Origin of the sequence: Microbacterium sp. MYb45 (assembly GCF_002979655.1) — a bacterium.
Classification (GTDB): Bacteria; Actinomycetota; Actinomycetes; order Actinomycetales; family Microbacteriaceae; genus Microbacterium.
In genome coordinates this window covers 117,545-133,925 of the sequence record NZ_PCPG01000001.1, presented here as the reverse complement: position 1 = coordinate 133,925, position 16,381 = coordinate 117,545, and the positions used below count along the sequence as shown (strand labels likewise).

At 69.1% G+C, this 16,381-nt stretch carries 19 protein-coding genes; 14 read left to right on the top strand and 5 right to left on the bottom strand.

Going from position 1 to position 16,381, the window contains the following annotated elements:
• The first annotated feature begins 251 nt into the window (after window positions 1–251).
• The 7 genes from CQ034_RS00660 to CQ034_RS00630 are packed head-to-tail and all read left to right on the top strand — an operon-like array spanning window position 252 to window position 7,596.
• On the top strand, window positions 252–968 hold the full coding sequence (locus CQ034_RS00660) for an NUDIX domain-containing protein (RefSeq protein WP_105709579.1): 717 nt from the start codon (window positions 252–254) through the stop codon (window positions 966–968).
• A complete protein-coding gene (gene nadA, locus CQ034_RS00655) occupies window positions 965–2,302 on the top strand; it encodes a quinolinate synthase NadA (RefSeq protein ID WP_105709578.1) in 1,338 nt (445 codons plus the stop codon). Before CQ034_RS00660 ends, nadA begins: the two co-directional genes overlap by 4 nt.
• On the top strand, window positions 2,299–3,825 hold the full coding sequence (nadB, locus tag CQ034_RS00650; protein WP_105709577.1) for an L-aspartate oxidase: 1,527 nt from the start codon (window positions 2,299–2,301) through the stop codon (window positions 3,823–3,825). The genes nadA and nadB overlap by 4 nt, the downstream gene beginning before the upstream one ends.
• Window positions 3,825–4,676: a carboxylating nicotinate-nucleotide diphosphorylase gene (nadC, locus tag CQ034_RS00645; protein WP_105709576.1), complete on the top strand. Its 852-nt coding sequence runs from the start codon at window positions 3,825–3,827 to the stop codon at window positions 4,674–4,676. The genes nadB and nadC overlap by 1 nt, the downstream gene beginning before the upstream one ends.
• A gap of 4 nt (window positions 4,677–4,680) precedes the next feature.
• Window positions 4,681–5,817: a cysteine desulfurase family protein gene (locus tag CQ034_RS00640; protein ID WP_105709575.1), complete on the top strand. Its 1,137-nt coding sequence runs from the start codon at window positions 4,681–4,683 to the stop codon at window positions 5,815–5,817.
• A gap of 22 nt (window positions 5,818–5,839) precedes the next feature.
• Window positions 5,840–6,787 carry a glycosyltransferase family 2 protein gene (locus CQ034_RS00635; protein ID WP_105709574.1) on the top strand — a complete coding sequence of 316 codons (948 nt, stop codon included), beginning with the start codon at window positions 5,840–5,842 and terminating at the stop codon, window positions 6,785–6,787.
• A gap of 35 nt (window positions 6,788–6,822) precedes the next feature.
• Window positions 6,823–7,596, top strand: a complete 774-nt coding sequence (locus CQ034_RS00630) for an SDR family NAD(P)-dependent oxidoreductase (RefSeq protein WP_105709573.1) — start codon at window positions 6,823–6,825, stop codon at window positions 7,594–7,596.
• Window positions 7,597–7,609: 13 nt separating this feature from the next.
• On the opposite strand, the gene CQ034_RS00625 is transcribed toward CQ034_RS00630, so the two are convergent.
• Window positions 7,610–9,658, bottom strand: coding sequence for an ABC transporter ATP-binding protein (locus tag CQ034_RS00625; RefSeq protein WP_105710309.1), 2,049 nt, complete (start codon window positions 9,656–9,658; stop codon window positions 7,610–7,612).
• Between the two features lie 167 nt (window positions 9,659–9,825).
• Between CQ034_RS00625 and CQ034_RS00620 the strand changes: the two genes are divergently transcribed.
• Complete coding sequence (locus tag CQ034_RS00620; RefSeq protein WP_105709572.1) at window positions 9,826–11,304, top strand: MDR family MFS transporter; 1,479 nt, start codon at window positions 9,826–9,828, stop codon at window positions 11,302–11,304.
• 33 nt (window positions 11,305–11,337) lie between these two features.
• Here CQ034_RS00620 and CQ034_RS19500 read toward each other — a convergent pair whose 3' ends face one another.
• Window positions 11,338–11,484, bottom strand: a complete 147-nt coding sequence (locus tag CQ034_RS19500; protein WP_167381615.1) for a hypothetical protein — start codon at window positions 11,482–11,484, stop codon at window positions 11,338–11,340.
• Window positions 11,485–11,580: 96 nt separating this feature from the next.
• Here CQ034_RS19500 and CQ034_RS00615 point away from each other — a divergent pair, with 96 nt between their 5' ends.
• Window positions 11,581–12,174, top strand: coding sequence for a 1-acyl-sn-glycerol-3-phosphate acyltransferase (locus tag CQ034_RS00615; protein WP_105709571.1), 594 nt, complete (start codon window positions 11,581–11,583; stop codon window positions 12,172–12,174).
• Window positions 12,175–12,196: 22 nt separating this feature from the next.
• On the opposite strand, the gene CQ034_RS00610 is transcribed toward CQ034_RS00615, so the two are convergent.
• Entirely contained in the window at window positions 12,197–12,403 is a 207-nt protein-coding gene (locus CQ034_RS00610; protein ID WP_105709570.1) for a hypothetical protein, read from the bottom strand.
• Between the two features lie 69 nt (window positions 12,404–12,472).
• Here CQ034_RS00610 and CQ034_RS00605 point away from each other — a divergent pair, with 69 nt between their 5' ends.
• Window positions 12,473–13,000 carry a DUF6328 family protein gene (locus CQ034_RS00605; RefSeq protein ID WP_105710308.1) on the top strand — a complete coding sequence of 176 codons (528 nt, stop codon included), beginning with the start codon at window positions 12,473–12,475 and terminating at the stop codon, window positions 12,998–13,000.
• Window positions 13,001–13,025: 25 nt separating this feature from the next.
• Here the strand turns inward: CQ034_RS00605 and CQ034_RS00600 are convergent, their stop codons facing one another.
• Window positions 13,026–13,568 carry a Dps family protein gene (locus CQ034_RS00600; RefSeq protein ID WP_105709569.1) on the bottom strand — a complete coding sequence of 181 codons (543 nt, stop codon included), beginning with the start codon at window positions 13,566–13,568 and terminating at the stop codon, window positions 13,026–13,028.
• A 129-nt stretch (window positions 13,569–13,697) separates the two neighbouring features.
• Here CQ034_RS00600 and CQ034_RS00595 point away from each other — a divergent pair, with 129 nt between their 5' ends.
• From CQ034_RS00595 to CQ034_RS00580, 4 genes are all read left to right on the top strand, one after another.
• Window positions 13,698–14,189 (top strand): GNAT family N-acetyltransferase, encoded by a 492-nt coding sequence (locus CQ034_RS00595; RefSeq protein WP_231481819.1) that lies wholly within the window; start codon window positions 13,698–13,700, stop codon window positions 14,187–14,189.
• A gap of 107 nt (window positions 14,190–14,296) precedes the next feature.
• Entirely contained in the window at window positions 14,297–14,596 is a 300-nt protein-coding gene (locus CQ034_RS00590) for a Fe-S cluster assembly protein HesB (protein ID WP_029262936.1), read from the top strand.
• A gap of 134 nt (window positions 14,597–14,730) precedes the next feature.
• Entirely contained in the window at window positions 14,731–15,387 is a 657-nt protein-coding gene (locus CQ034_RS00585; RefSeq protein WP_105709568.1) for a hypothetical protein, read from the top strand.
• Between the two features lie 65 nt (window positions 15,388–15,452).
• The gene (locus CQ034_RS00580) at window positions 15,453–15,797 is read left to right on the top strand and encodes a LysR family transcriptional regulator (RefSeq protein ID WP_029262938.1); all 345 of its coding nucleotides are present in this window, start codon (window positions 15,453–15,455) and stop codon (window positions 15,795–15,797) included.
• A gap of 4 nt (window positions 15,798–15,801) precedes the next feature.
• Here CQ034_RS00580 and CQ034_RS00575 read toward each other — a convergent pair whose 3' ends face one another.
• On the bottom strand, window positions 15,802–16,377 hold the full coding sequence (locus tag CQ034_RS00575; protein ID WP_105709567.1) for an alpha/beta fold hydrolase: 576 nt from the start codon (window positions 16,375–16,377) through the stop codon (window positions 15,802–15,804).
• Window positions 16,378–16,381 lie beyond the last annotated feature (4 nt).

The following is a 16,381-nucleotide window of genomic DNA, read 5'->3' as shown; positions in this document are numbered from 1 at the left end:
GCTGCACTGCAGGAGGGATCGCTCCGGATGGAGCGGAACCCCGACTGTGGGGTTCGTGGGCCCGGGGAGGTGGCCGATCGGCCTCTTCCCGGAGGGGGTTTGTTAGGACAGTAACCTAACAAACCCTGTGGCGGCGAACAACCCTCCTGGAACGCGCCAGATAACGTTTCGGCCTCGACGCGAGAAGGCGTCATGTGCGCGCACTAAGGGTCTCGATGACACTAAGATCGAATCCGGAGGTTAAGGTGTCTATGACTCGAAGCGGGGACATCCGGGTGGCCGTCTCGACGGTCATCCTGACGCTGCGGCGCACCGACGACGGACGCGCGGTCCTCGCGCTGCCCCTCGTCCTGCGCACCCGCGAGCCCTTCGCCGACCAGTGGGCGCTTCCCGGTGGCTGGCTCACCGCGACCGAGTCGCCCGTCGACGCCGCAGCTCGCACCCTCGCCGAGACGACGGGTCTCGCCCCCAGTTACCTGGAGCAGCTCTACGCCTTCGGCGCTGTCGACCGCTCCCCCACCCGAGTCGTCTCGATCGTGTACTGGGCGCTGCTGCGTCAAGACGACGTGACCGCGCAGATCTCGGCCCACCGGGCATCCGGTCATGCCCCCGAGAACGTCCGGTGGTTCGACATCGATCAGTTGCCGCAACTGGCCTTCGATCACGGCCAGATCGTCGAATACGCCCTCTGGCGCCTGCGCAACAAGGTCGGCTACAGCCGAGTCGCACAAGGCTTCCTGCCCGCCGAGTTCACGCTGGCGGAGCTGCGCGAGGCGTACGAATCGATACTCGGGAAGAGCCTCGATCCCGCCAACTTCCGTCGTCAGGTGGAATCCGCGGGCAACCTGCTCCCCACCGACCGCTTCCGCACCGGGAGCCACCGTCCTGCACGTCTGTACCGCGACAACACCGATGTCGAGCTGGCCGACCGCGGCCCCCTCGGTCCCGAAGAAACGAGCACCCGATGAGCATCACTTTCGTCCCCGCGCCCGCCGTTCCGCCGCTGGACGCTTCGGTGGACCACGCGATCCAGGCGATCGTCGCGGGCACATCCACCGACCCGACCTGCGCCACCGACCTGGCCGCGGGGCCGTGGGACTTCGACTCCCGACCCGGATACGGACCCGGCTCCTCGATGGGTGATGTGATCCCCACGGGATCCCCACGGCAAGGCGAACTCCCCGTCGCGTATCGGGAGGCTTCGGAGGACGAGCTCGACGCACGCATCCGCGCGGCGAAGGCCACTCTCGGCGATCGGGTCGTGATCCTGGGCCACTTCTACCAGCGCGAAGAGGTCGTGCGGCACGCGGACTACGTCGGCGACTCCTTCCAGCTCGCCACGGCAGCCAAAGGCAGAGCAGACGCCGAGGCGATCGTGTTCTGCGGCGTGCACTTCATGGCCGAGACCGCGGATCTGCTCTCGCAGCCCGAGCAGGCCGTGATCCTGCCGAACCTCGCCGCCGGATGCTCGATGGCCGACATGGCCGACATTGACCAGGTCGAGGAGTGCTGGGAGCAGCTGGCAGACGTCTTCGGCGATCTCGACACCCCCGACGCGGACGGCCGCGTGCCCGTGATCCCCGTGACGTACATGAACTCCTCGGCGGCGATCAAGGGCTTCGTCGGACGCCACGGCGGGATCGTGTGCACTTCGTCCAACGCCCAGACCGTTCTCGAGTGGGCCTTCGAGCGTGGCCGGCGGGTGCTGTTCTTCCCCGACCAGCACCTGGGGCGTAACACCGCCAAGGCGATGGGCGTGCCGCTCGAGCAGATGCCGATGTGGAACCCGCGGCGAGCGCTCGGCGGCTCCTCGGCCGCTGAGCTCGTCGATTCCCGGGTGATCCTGTGGCACGGCTTCTGCTCCGTGCACCGGCGCTTCACCGTCGGGCAGATCGACCAGGCCCGCGCCGACCACCCCGGCGTGCGGGTGATCGTGCACCCGGAATGCCCGATGGAGGTGGTCGACGCGGCGGACGAGGCCGGCTCGACCGAGTACATCCGCCGAGCGATCGACTCCGCGACCGAGCCCACGCCGTTCGCCATCGGAACCGAGATCAACCTCGTGCGCCGGCTCGCGGCGCAATACCCGCAGCACGAGATCTTCTGTCTGGACCCGGTCGTCTGCCCCTGCTCGACGATGTACCGCATCCACCCCGGCTACCTGGCCTGGGTGCTGGAGGAGCTCGTCGCCGGTCGCACGCCGAACCGGATCACGGTCACCGGCGACGTCGCCGAGCCCGCCCGAGTGGCGCTGGAGCGGATGCTCGCTGCGAAGCCCCCGGTGAGTGCGAGCACACGATGAACGTCCTGGTCGTCGGCTCGGGCATCGCCGGTCTCACGGCGGCACTCCACGCGCACGAGGCCGGACATGCGGTGACGCTCGTCACCAAGGGAGCGCCCGGGGACGGGTCGACCGGCCTCGCCCAGGGAGGCGTCGCGGGCATCTACGGGCCCGACGACTCGGCGCAGCAGCATGCCGCCGACACGATGAACGCCGGTGCCGGGCTCTCGGATCCCGCGGCTGTCGACGTGCTGGTGGCCGAGGGCGCCGAGCGGATCGCGGAGCTGATCGCCCGCGGCGTCGGGTTCGATCGGACGGCCGAGGGGGCGTTGCAGCTCGGACGCGAGGCGGCCCACCGCCATGCACGCATCGTGCACGCCGGCGGGGATGCCACGGGCGCGGCGATCTCCGCGGCGCTGATCGCTGCCGTGCGGCGCGCACCGATCACCGCGGTCGAGCAGGCTCTGCTCACCGAGCTCATCGTGGCCGACGGCACCGTGCGCGGCATCCGTGTGCTGCGTGACGGGGACACCACCGAGCTCCACGCCGACGCGGTGATCCTCGCGACGGGTGGCGCGGGCCGCCTCTACGCGCACACGACCAACCCGACCGGCGCCACCGGCGACGGCATCGCCGTGGCCCTGCGCGCGGGCGCGGCTGTCGCCGACCTGGAGTTCGTGCAGTTCCATCCGACGATCCTGGCGTCGGGTCCGGCGTTCCTCATCTCGGAGGCCGTGCGCGGGGAGGGTGCGACCCTGCTCGACGACGCCGGTCGACGCTTCACGTTCGACAGTCATCCCGACGGTGAGCTGGCCCCTCGCGATGTAGTCTCCCGGGCCATCGCACGGCAGGCGTCCGCGCAGGGGTGGCCGGTGCGCCTGGACGCCACGATGCTCGGGGCCGAGACCCTCGCCGCGCGCTTCCCGACCATCGATCATGTGACGAGGGAGCGTGGATTCGACTGGTCGCGCGAGCCGATCCCGGTGACCCCCGCCGCGCACTACCTGATGGGCGGTGTCGTCACCGACCTCGACGGCCGCACCACACTCCCCGGACTCTTCGCGGTCGGCGAGGTCGCCCGCACCGGCGTGCATGGGGCGAACCGTCTGGCGTCCAACTCCCTGCTCGAGGGAGCCGTCTTCGGCGCGAGGGCCGCTGCTGCGCTGACGATGCCTTGGCGTCTCGTGCCGGTGCCCGCACCCCCTGCCGCTGTCCGGCCGCCGGTGGAGGACAGCGGATCGGATACGCCGGAATTCAGCCGCGCCGCGCTGCAGCAGCTGATGTGGGATGAGGTCGGGCTGCTCCGTACCCACGACGGCCTCGCACATGCACTGGCCATCGTGCGCGCCTGGACTGCATCTTCGTCGCGGCCGACCACGACCGTCGAGCACGAGAACGCGAACCTGCTGCTCCTCGCTGAAGCCACCGCCTCCGCCGCGCTGGAGCGCACCGTCTCGGTCGGCGCCCACCACCGAATCGACGCCGCAGCCTCCGCGGACGCCGCGCCGGCCCGCCCCCGCTCATCGATCCTGGAGACCGTCTGATGCTCACCCGCTCCACCCTGACCCGCGTCGTCGGCGCAGCCCTCGAGGAGGACGCGCCGTGGGGCGACCTCACCAGCACGACGCTGCTTCCCGTCGAGGCGACAGCCACCGCCGACCTCGTCGCGCGCGAGGCAGGGGTGTTCAGCGGCGGTGAGGTCTTCACTGCCGCGTTCGCCCTCACCGATCCGACCCTGGTCGTCGATCTGCACGTCGGCGACGGCGACGACTTCATCGCGGGCGACGTCCTCGCCTCGGTCTCCGGATCGGCGCGCGGCATCCTCACCGCGGAACGCGTCGCCTTGAACTTCACCCAGCGGATGAGCGGCATCGCGACGCTCACCGCGTCCTACGTCGCGGCTGTCGACGGCACCCGCGCGCGCATCGCCGACACGCGCAAGACGACCCCGGGCCTCCGTGCGTTCGAGCGGCACGCCGTCGAATCCGGCGGCGGCCGCAACCACCGGTACTCGCTGTCCGACGCCGTGATGGCCAAGGACAACCACCTCGCCGTGCTCACCCGTTCCGGCCTCGACCTCGCCTCGGCGCTGCGCGACGCTCTGTCCCGTCTGCCGCACACCACGCACGTCGTCGTCGAGGTCGACCGCCTCGACCAGATCCCTGCCGTCCTCGACGGTGGCGCCCACACCGTGCTGCTGGACAACTTCTCGCTCGACGATCTGCGCGAAGGTGTCGCCCTGATCGGCGACCGGGCCACGGTCGAAGCGTCGGGAGGGGTGAACCTCGACACCGTCGGTGACATCGCACGCACCGGCGTCGACGTGATCTCAGTGGGGGCGCTGACGCACTCCGCGCGCGCTCTCGACCTCGGCCTGGACCTGCGGATCGACTGAGCCCGTGCTGTACCTCGACCACGCCGCGACATCCCCGGTGCGACCGGAGGTGCTGGAGGCGATGCGCCCGTACCTGACGGGCGTGTTCGGCAACCCGTCCAGCCACCACACCGCGGGAGAGGCTGCGGCGAGCGCCCTCGACGACGCCCGCGCCCGGGTCGCACGCGTCCTGGGGATGCGTGCCGGTGATGTCGTGTTCACCGCAGGCGGCACCGAGGCGAACAACCTCGCGGTCAAGGGCATCGTGCTCGCGGCGCTCGAGGCAGGGCGACGACACCTGGTGATCTCCCCGATCGAGCACGAATCGATCCTGGAGTCGGCCGAGTATCTGAAACGCTTCCACTCCGTCGACGTGACCCTGCTGCCGGTGGATACCGGCGGACGGATCTCTGCGGATGCCGTCACCGCGGCGATCCGCCCCGACACCGCGCTGGTCTCGGTGGGACACGCGAACAACGAGATCGGCACCGTTCAGGATGCAGCGGCGCTGTCGGCCGTCACCCGCGCCGCTCGCGTTCCGCTGCACCTCGACGCCGTGCAGTCGGCCGGATGGCTTCCCCTGCACGAGCTCGGTGCCGATGCAGTATCGATCGCCGGGCACAAGCTCGGCGCCCCCAAGGGGATCGGCGCACTCGCCGTGCGCGGATGTGTGCCCATCGAGCCTCTGCTGCACGGTGGCGGTCAGGAACGCGGGCGGCGCTCGGGCACCGAGAACGTCGCCGGGGCTGTGGCGCTCGCGACCGCGCTGGAGCTCGCGGAGCAGGAACGGGCGACCGTGACGGCGCGGGTGGGTTCGGCCACCGCGCGGTTCATCTCCCTCGTGCTGAACAGCGTTCCGGAAGCCGCGCTCACCGGCGACGCCGTGCGCCGTCTGCCCGGGACGGCGAGCTTCACGTTCGCCGGCACCAGTGGAGAGTCCGTGCTGCTGGAGCTGGAGCGCCGCGGGGTCATCTCCTCCAGTGGCTCGGCGTGCGCGGCCGGCAGCGACGAGCCTTCGCACGTGCTCCTCGCGTGCGGTGTTCCGGCCGAGGTGGCCCAGACATCCGTCCGGTTCACCTTCGGGCGGGAGGAGCTCCCTGAGGACGCACCCGAGCGGCTGGCTGCCCTCGTCGCGGAGTCCGTGCGTGCGGCGCGAGGCTGATGCACAGCCATAGACTCGGCTGGTGACCGCTGCCGCCCCGATCGTGACCGTGATCGTCCCCGGACGCGACATCGCCGCCTTCGCCCCCGCCGCACTCGACTCGCTGCGTGCACAGACCGAGTTGCGATGGCGCGCGATCCTCATCGACGACGGTTCGACCGACGACACCGGTGCGATCTTCGACGCGGCGGCCGCCGCCGACGACCGGTTCACGGCCATCCACCACGCCGCATCCCGCGGCCTCGGCGCCGCGCGCAACGTCGGCCTCGACCTCGTGGACACGCCCTATCTCGGGTTCCTCGACGGCGACGACGAGCTTCTGCCCCACGCGCTCGCCCGGATGACGGGCACACTCGAGAAGTCCGGGAGCGACTTCGTGGCGGGCGCCTACGTGCGTTCACGCTCACAGGGAGCCGCGTACGTCGCCGGGCGCGTGCAGCCCTGGGTGGCGGCGGCGACCTCGCCGGAGCGCCTCGGCACCGCACTCGCGGCACACCCGCGGGCGGTGTCGAACATCGTCGCCTGGTCCAAGGTGAGCCGCACCGAGTTCTGGCAAGATCTCCGCTTCCCCGAGGGGGTCGCGTACGAGGACCAGGTGGTCGCCCAGCTCATGTACACCCGGGCGCGGGCCTTCGATGTGATCCCCGACGTCGTCGTGCAGTGGCGACTCCGGGCCGACGGCACCTCGATCACGCAGGGCAAAGCACAGCTGCCCGTGCTGAGGGACTACCTCGCGGCGCTGCGCGGCGGCATCCGCGTGCTGCACGAGGCGGGCGCCCGAGGCTCGGTCGTCGCCCGGCTCGACCTGATTCTCGCCATGGACATGCCGTCCCTCCTCGACATCGCGAGCAGCCACCCCCACCCGGCATACGCCTCCGAGGTCGATGCCTTCATCGCAGAACTGCGGGCACTCCCCGAGTTCGCCGATGCCGCCCCCGATCACCGCATCACCGCCGCACTCGCGTGGTGACACCGCGCCGCTGAACGAACGATCCGGATGACCGTATGAACGACTACCTCTCCTCCCTCTTCTCACTCGAGGGCCGCACCGCGGTCGTCACCGGCGGCAGCTCCGGCATCGGCAAGGGCATCGCCACGGCACTCGCCCGGTCCGGTGCCGCCACGGTCGTCGTCGCGCGCGGCGAGGCCCGTATCGAGGAGACCGTCGAGGAACTCCGCGCGCACGGCTGCCGCGCGGCCGGAGTCGTCGGCGACCTCAGCACGCGGTCGGGCATCCATGCCCTCGCGGAGGCCGCTGTCGAGCCGTTCGGCGAGCCCGACATCCTGGTCAACTCCGCGGGCATCAACATCCGTCCGCCGTTCGCAGAGATCACCGAAGACGACTGGGATGCGACGATGACCGTCAACGCGCTCGCGCCTTTCCTGCTCGGTCAGCGCTATGCGCAGGGCATGGCGGAGCGCGGCTATGGCAGGCTGATCCACATCAGCTCCCAGCAGGCCCATCGCGCCTTCGTCGGCAGTGGCGTATACGGAGCCTCGAAGGGTGCGGTGGAGTCGCTGATGCGCTCCGAGGCAGAAGCGTGGGGAGGGACCGGCGTCACCAGCAACACGCTGGTACCCGGGTTCGTGCTGACGCCGTTGAACGCCCGGCTGCAGCAGGACCCGGCGAAGATCGCCGAGCTGGCCGCCCGCACGATGATCGGCCGCAACGGGCTCCCGAGTGACTTCGCCGGCGCAGCCGTCTTCCTCGCTGGAGCCGGTTCGGGGTATGTCACCGGCCACTCCCTGTTCGTCGACGGTGGGCTGTCGGTGCACTGACCCCCGGCGCAGATCAGGGCTCGGCCGGGTAGACCCGTTCGTCGGGGCGGGGCTCGGCGAGCAGCGGAACCGCAGCGGTGATGGCCGCGACGGCATCGGCGCCGGCGGAGTCCGCGGGCGCACGATCCGCACGGCGGTCGGTGAGCGCGGCTCCGACTCCCCCGGTCGGGGCCTCTTCGACCGCGGCCTCGGTGTCGAGCACACGCGATGCGGCGACCTGCTGCGCGGCGAGCTCCGCATACAACCCACCCAGTGCCAACAGCTCCGAGTGGGTCCCCGACTCGACGATGCGCCCCGCCTCGAGCACGTGGATCACATCGGCACCCATCACGGTGGACAAGCGGTGCGCGATGGACAGCGTCGTGCGCCCCTTCGCCGCCTCGTCGAGCGCCTCCTGCACCACGCGCTCCGACACGGTGTCGAGGGCCGACGTCGCCTCATCCAGGAGCAGCACCGGCGGATCCTTCAGCAGCACGCGCGCGATCGCGATGCGCTGCTTCTCCCCGCCCGAGAGCCGGTACCCGCGCTCACCGACCACGGTGTCGTATCCCTGTTCGAACCCGGCGATGATGTGGTGGATGTTGGCCGCGGTGCACGCGGCGATCAGCTCTTCCTCGGTCGCATCCGGCTTGGCATAGCGGAGGTTCTCGCGGATCGTCGCGTGGAACAGGTAGGTCTCCTGCGACACGATGCCCACGTGGTCGATGATCGACTCCTGCGTGAGCGTGCGCACGTCGGCCCCCGCGAAGAGCACGGAGCCGCCCTTCGCTTCGTACAACCGCGGCGCGAGGTAAAGGATCGTCGTCTTGCCCGCGCCCGAGGGGCCGACGAACGCCACGTGCTGTCCGGGCTCGGCGACGAACGAGACGCCGTCCAGTGTCGGTCGGGCGTCGGCCGAGGCGTCGGGGTAGCGGAAGAGCACATCGGCGAACTTGAGCCGCCCCTTGGGCCCCGGTGCCTCGTCGACGGTGATCGCGTCCGGAGCGTCCTGGATCTCCGGCACCAGGTCGAGGTACTCGAAGATGCGGGCAAACAGCGCCGACGACGTCTGCAGATCGAGCGAGACCCGCATCAGGCCCATCAGCGGCATGAGGAGCCGCGCCTGCACCGTGGTGAACGCGACGACGGTTCCCGCCGTGATCGCCCCGGTGCCCCCGGCGATGAGATAGCCCGAAACGAGGTAGATGACCGCCGGCACACTGGCCATGAGCACCTGCACGACCGCGAAGAAGCCCTGGCCGCTCATGGCCCTGCGCACCTGCAGGACGACCTGATTGCGGTTCTCGGCTTGATAGCGCTCCGACTCCGTGCGCTGACGGTTGAACGCCTTCGACAGCAGCATGCCCGAGACGCTCAGCGTCTCCTGGGTGATCGACGTGAGTTCCGAGAGGGACTCCTGCGTCTCGCCGGCGATCCGTGCGCGCACCTGGCCCACCTTGCGCTGGACGAAGATGAGGAACGGCATCATGATCACGGCGATGAGGGTGAGGCGCCAGTCGATCAGGATCATCGCGACGAGCGAGGCGATGACGGTCACGACGTTGCCCAGGATGCTGGTGACGGTGTTGGTCAGCACGCCGGAGACGCCGCCCACGTCGTTCTGCAGCCGGGACTGGATCACTCCGGTCTTCGTCCGCGTGAAGAATCCGAGCTCCATGGCCTGGAGGTGCTCGAAAAGCTTCACCCGCAGGTCGCCGGTGACGCTGTTGCCGACGGTGGAGGTGAGCCAGGTCTGCGCCACGCCGAGGACGGCGGAGAGCAGGAAGAGCCCGACCATCGCGGCGACGAGCCAGGCCAGCAGCTCGAGATGCGGCCCGCCGCCGGCGACCGGGAACAACGCATCGTCGAAGATGCGCTGCACGATCAGGGGCGGGATGACGGCGATCGCGGCGCCGACGACGACGAGGATCCCGGTGAGGAAGATACGCGCTCGGTAGGCACGGAACAGGGAGACGACCCGTGAACCGAGGCCGCTGATCCGCGGCGCCTCGGCATTCAGCTTCCGCTGCGTATCCTCATCGACCCCGCGGAAGCTCGCTCCTCCACCTCGTCCACCGCCCATGCTCATGGCGCCAGCGTACTCAGCCCCCGCGACATCGAGGCCGCCCGGATCTGCCGACAGCGGATTTCTGTGAGTTCGGAATGAAATGTCCGCACCCGCCGTTACGCTGAAGGACTCTTGCGAACTCTCGCGATATCTCCATTTCTTCTTCGCCCAGGAGGCCGCCCATGTCTGCCGTCGATACCGGCTCCATCTCGACGACCCCCGCACCGGCAGCGGGTGAGATCTCGCGCAAGGACATGCGCGTGATCTGGCTGCTGCTCGTCGCCGCGTTCGTCGCCATCCTCAACGAGACCACGATGGGGATCGCGATCCCGCATCTGAACGCCGATCTCGGCATCCCGCCCGAGCTCGGCCAGTGGCTCACCAGTGCCTTCATGCTGACGATGGCCGTCGTGATCCCGACCACCGGTTTCATCCTGCAGCGCTTCACCACGCGGCAGGTCTTCATCGCCGCGATGATCGCGTTCTCGCTCGGCACGCTCGTCGCGCTGGTCGCTCCCGGTTTCTCGATCCTGCTCGTGGGGCGCGTCATCCAGGCCGCCGGTACCGGCATCATGATGCCGCTGCTGATGACGACGATCATGAACGTCGTTCCGCCGCAGTCCCGAGGTCGGATGATGGGCCGCGTCGGCCTGGTCATCTCGCTCGCCCCGGCGATCGGACCCACCATCGCCGGTGCCGTGCTCGAGACGCTGAACTGGCGCGCGCTCTTCGCGATCATCCTCCCGATCGCGCTCATCGCGCTCTTCATGGGCGTGAAGTGGATGACGAACCTCGGCGAGACCCGCGTCGTCCCGCTCGACGTCCTCTCGATCCCTCTCGCGGCGCTCGGCTTCGGCGGCATCGTGTTCGGCCTCAGCCAGTTCGGCGGCGAAGGCGGATCCGGCGAGACCACGGGCATCATCGCTCTGGTCGTCGGCGCGGTGTCGCTGGCGCTGTTCGTGTGGCGTCAGCTCATCCTGCAGCGTGTCGACGACGCACTGCTCGACCTGCGTGTCTTCCGCTCGAGCAACTTCACGTTCTCGGTGATCATCATGACGATCCTGGCGCTGTCTATGTTCGGAACGCTGACCCTGCTGCCGCAGTACCTGCAGAACGTCGCGGGGCTGAACGCCCTCGAGTCCGGCCTGATCCTGCTCCCCGGCTCGGTGCTGATGGGTCTGCTGGGTCCGGTCATGGGTCGCGTGTACGACGCGCGCGGCACGCGTCCGCTGCTGATCCCGGGCACGATCCTCGTGTCGGCGGCGCTGTTCTTCTACTCCACGGTCGGCGAGCACACCGTGTGGTGGGTGCTCATCATCGTGCAGGCGGCCATGTCCGTCGGACTGGCGATGTCGTTCACGCCCCTGTTCTCGGCCTCGCTCGGTTCGCTGCAGCGGTCGTTGTACTCGCACGGTTCCGCTGTGCTGAACACGCTCCAGCAGGTCGGCGGCGCGGCCGGTGTCGCTTTGCTGACGGTCACCTACTCGGCGATCCTGCACGCGGGCGAGGCCGAAGGCCTGTCGCGAGCAGCGGCCGGAGCACCGGGTGCGCGCATGGCGTTCCTCATCGCCGCGATCATCTCGCTCGCAGCGGTGGCGCTCAGCCCGTTCGTCCGCAAGCCCGCCGACGACGCCGGCGAGGGCTTCCACGGCGGCCACTGACCCCGAGCGCTCGCACGCGACGGCGTCTGCTGCCTACTCGGCCTTCGGGGCGGGGAAGTGGCAGACGCCGTTGCTGCAATAGCCGGCGGCATCGCCCTCGAGCAGGTCCAGGGCTCCCGGGAGCGGTTGCAGCCCGATGGGCGCTTCCTGCTGCACGGTGTCCTCCGGCGTCTTCTTCATCCCTCGATCGTACGCCTTGCTCCGAGGCGGTGGCGCCGAAGCCGCACGCCGGGTGCGGACAGCGGCTCGACAGCCGTTCTCCCCTACGGTTGATCCATGCTCAAACGACTCCTCGCCCGCATGTTCTGGGCGTTCAGCAGATGGACGCTCACGAGCGAGGCAGCCCCCACACGCCCGACGGTGCTCGTCGGCGCCCCGCATACCAGCAACTGGGACTTCGTCCTCATGCTCGCGATCGCCTGGCGACTCGGCATCGACGTGCACTGGCTCGGGAAGAAGAGCCTCTTCCGCGGCTGGCGAGGTCCGCTCATGCGTGGTCTCGGCGGCATCCCCGTGGATCGCGCGGACCCGGCGCGTGTGGTGAACGATGTCGTCGGGCAGGTGCACGCCGGAACGGTCTTCGGGCTCGTGGTCACCCCGGACGGGACCCGTGGCGGCAACGAGTACTGGAAGTCGGGCTTCTACCGCATCGCACGCGAGACGGGGATGCCGGTCACACTCGGCTTCGTCGATCGCACGACGATGACGACGGGTCTCGGCCCCACCATCGACCTGACCGGAGACGTCGCCGCGGACATGGATCGGATCCGCGCGTTCTACGCCGACAAGGCCGGGGCACGACCCGAGCGACGCACCGAGCCGCGGCTTCGCGAGGAGCAGCCCACTCCGGATCCCGACGCCCTGGGGTGAATCACCACGGCTGCCGCTCGCATCAGTCGGCCGGCTCCTCCGCGTGTGCGCGGGCGTAGTCGAGGTCGTCATCGGTCAGGCTCTCCACCATCCCCACCACCGCTCCGGTGATCACCCGGATCTCCTCCCGGACGTCTTCGTCGAGGTGTGGAGAGTCGCCGTCGAGAACAGAGCGGCGTGCGTCCTCCGAGAGTTCGGACCACCAATCGCTGATGGGCGGGAGCGTCATGATGCCTTCTTTCGATCCGTCGGTGCAAGAGCCTGGACATCGTGCGAGCGGCGGCACGACACTGTGATCATGACATCGGATCCTCCGCGCAGCGACCACGAACTCGATGACCGCAGGGACGGACGTGACGAGACTGCGAACGAACGCGCGGACCGCAACTGGGAAGAGCTCCTGCAGGAGCTCCGCGTGATGCAGACGGGGACCCAGATCCTCACCGGGTTCCTCCTCGCCGTGGCATTCCAGCCGAGGTTCACCGAGATGGACGAATTCCAGCGTGACCTCTACGTCGTCCTCGTCGCCCTGGCCGCGATCGCGACCATCCTGGCGCTGGCTCCCGTGGGAATGCACCGCGCTCTGTTCGGACACCGCCGCAAACCCGAGCTCGTGCGGATCGCCTCCCGGATCGTCAGGATCGATCTGATCGTGATCGGAGCGCTGACGATCGGGGTCACGATGCTGATCGTCGACTTCACGGTCAACCGCACGGCCGGGCTCGTAGCCCTGGTATCGGCGCTCGTGCTGGTGATCGCGCTGTGGGCCGCCCTCCCGCGTATCATGCGCGGCCGCCCCCGCTCCCCCGGAACCGCACCGGACTGATCACGGCCCGAGGAGCAGGGCGAAGTCAGCGACCGGCGGGACTGCGGTTCTCGGCGCTGACCATCCAGGCGAACTGCTCGAGTCGCTCGATGACCGCGTGCAGGAGATCCGCCGACGTCGGGTCTTCCTCGTCGACGGCGTCGTGCACGTCGCGCATCGTCCCGACCGCCGCCTCCAGTCGTTCGGTCACCAGATCGATGGTCTCGGTGGTCGAGACCTCCCCCGCGGGGAACGCGGGCAGAGTCGTGGTCTTGGCGATGGTGGCGCTGCGCCCGTCCGGAACCGCATGCAGGGCGCGCATCCGCTCCGCGATCGTGTCGCTGAACGCGCGCGCATCGTCGATGATCTCGTCGAGCTGGCGATGGGTGTCGCGGAAGTTGCGGCCCACGACGTTCCAGTGCGCCTGCTTCCCCTGGATCGCCAGTTCGAGCAGGTCGACGAGCACGAGTTGCAGGTTGCTCGCGAGCGCGGGAGAGGCAGTGAAGCCCTTCTCCGCATTCTGCTGACGCGTGGTCTTCACGGAGCCCTTCGTCGAGCTGCCGGTCTTCTTCGTCTTCGTTTCAGCCATGTCTGTGACCTCCTGCCGGTGAGGATAACGGCGACCTGGGCCCAGACCCGAGGGGGTTGACACCGGAAGCCCGGAGCCCGAGTGTGGCGACCGGACCCGAACGTGAGACACAAGGAGAAGCCCCGCATCGTGACAGAACAGAACGACGAGAAGGACCGGAACATCGTCATCTCGCACATCAGCGAAGCGGACGCCGGTGAAGTGCTCACCGTGCAGCGCGCGGCGTTCGTCTCGGAAGCCGCGATCTACGGGAGCGTGGACATGCCTCCCCTGACGCAGACCCTCACCGAGCTCGAGGCGGAGCTGCGCGCGGAGTCCGGCTTGACGGCCCGCATCGACGGGCGCCTCGTGGGCGCGATCCGCTTCGTGGAGAAGGACGGGATGCTCCTCATCGGGAGGATCGCGATCGCCCCCGACATGCAGGGCGAGGGCGTCGGGCGGACGCTGCTCGATCACGCGGAGCGCGCATCCAACGCACAGGTCGCCGAGCTCTTCACCGGCAGCCTGAGCGAGGCGAACATCCGCCTCTATGAGAGGTGCGGCTACGTCGAGCACGAGCGCGTGCCGGACGGCGACGGCACGGAGCAGGTGTTCCTGCGGAAGAACCTGCGAGGAGGATAAGAGCCTCCTCCGAATCGGCACAAGGGGGTTGAGGTGATCGTCCGAGTTCGGCATCGTAGCCCGGACATGTTGCGACCGTGACATGCCCCGAACGGAAGGAGAGTCTCGTGCTCACCCTCACCGACAACGCCTCCGCCATCGTGACGACGCTCGTCAGTCGCCAGACCGACGCCCCGGATGCCGGACTGCGCATCCACTCGTCCGAACCTCAGAACGCGGAGGGCGGCGCGCGTCTCGCGGTGCTCGTCGCCGCAGATCCGGAGCCCCAGGACCAGGTCGTCGAAGTCTCCGGCACCCGACTCTTCCTCGATGAGTCCGCCGTCGCCGCGCTCGACGACAAGATCCTCGATGCGGGCGTGGACGACGAGGGCTCCGTGTCGTTCGCGGTGCTCCCTCAGGTCGCCTGACCGAAGGATTCCGGATGCCGCGGCCGATTCGGTCGCGGCATCCGTCGTGTCACGGCACCGTCCGTCCTCACGATTCCATCTCGACGACACGCCCTTGCACGAAAGGTTCGCAACTGGACGCTACGCTCCGAACCATGCCACGCCTTCTCGCGCCTGCTCTGGTCCTCACCGCCTCTGCGCTGCTGCTCCTCGGATGCAGCTCCCCGACGGCGGCCCCGTCCGCGTCACCCGCAGCCACGCCGTCCACATCAGCGTCTGCGGAGCCCGAGGTCGATCCGCAGCTCGTCGTCACGCTCGACGGTGTCTCCTTCACGGACGAAGGGGGCACCGCGACGGCCGAATTCGCGGATCCGGACGCGCTTCTCACGCTGCTCGAGGATGCGACAGGTGAACTGCCGGAGCCCGAGGCGGTCGAGGGGATGGAGGGCTACGACGTCGAGATGCAGGCCTATGTCTGGGACGGCCTGCGGGTGCTCACCGACACCTCCGGCGCAAGCCCTGCGTCGATCGCGGTCACCGCGGCCGAGGTCGACGGGATCCCCGTGATGACGGAGGAAGGGCTCCAGGTGGGGTCGAGCAGGGCAGACCTCCTCGACGCAGGCGCCTGGGCACTGGTCGATGAAGAAGACACAGCGACCGCCACCGAACTGGGCCTGGGCCGACAGGAGGTGCCGGACACGCAATCGCTGACGCACCCCGGATCCGTCGGGATCCTCTACGTGCTCTTCCTGTTGGAGACGGACACGGTCACACAGATCCAATCTCCCGCGAACGACTTCAGCGACGTCTGACCGCAGGCTTCCACCGCGTAACCTGGAGTGGCTCGCAATCCCGTGCGAACAGTCGAAGGGCCCCCGTGAAGATCTCTCTGCTCCGCCGTTTCGTCGTCCTCGCGGAGGAACTCCACTTTCCGCGGGCGGCCGAGAAGCTCGGCATCCCGTTGGCCTCGCTGTACACGTCGATCGACAAGCTCGAGGCCGAGGTCGGCCATCCGATCGTCCACCGCGAGGGGCAGACTCGATTGACGCACGTCGGCGAGCTCCTGCTGGTCGAGGCGAAAGCGGAGGTCGCCGCGGCGCCCGCGCCGGTGAAGAACGCCCCCGCACCCGCCGGCGGCAAGGCGAAGGCCTCGAAGGGCAAGGGCCGAACGCCCGCAGTGAAGGGTCAGCCGAAGCCTTACAAGAAGCGGCAGGGCCGCTAGGGGCTCAGTCCCAGTCGAGGTACTCCTCGATCACGACCGCGGTCTCGATCGGGTGCGTCATCGGGAAGTGATGGTCTCCCCCGTCGATGCTCTTCACGCTCGCACGCTCGGGTGCCGTCGACTGCAGCTGCTCACCGTTGGCGAACGGCGTGACGTTGTCTTTCGTCCCCTGAATGATCAGAACGGGCATCACCGGCGCGAGGGGGATGTCGAGTTCTTCGACGCCGAGCAGCGCCAGTCCGTTGACACTGTCCGCGTGCGCGACGGCGAAAGCACGTGCGACGGTGCCGCCGAATCCGTGTCCGCCGATCCAGGTGTCGCCGAGGCCGACGTGGTCGATCACGGCGAGCGCATCCTCGACGCGCTCGTCCAGCGACACCTCTTCGCCCTTGACCTCGGCGCGGTGACCGATCCGCAGCACGTGGAAGCCCGCCTCTTCGGCGAGGTAGTGCGCGACGACACCGAGGATGTCGGCCGGGAGGTCGCGCTCCTGGATCAGGACGAGCTTGACGGGTCCGTCGCCCTCATCGACGAAGGGGATCGCGCGGCCGTCGGGCTCGAAGATCTGGGTGTCGGTCATCGGC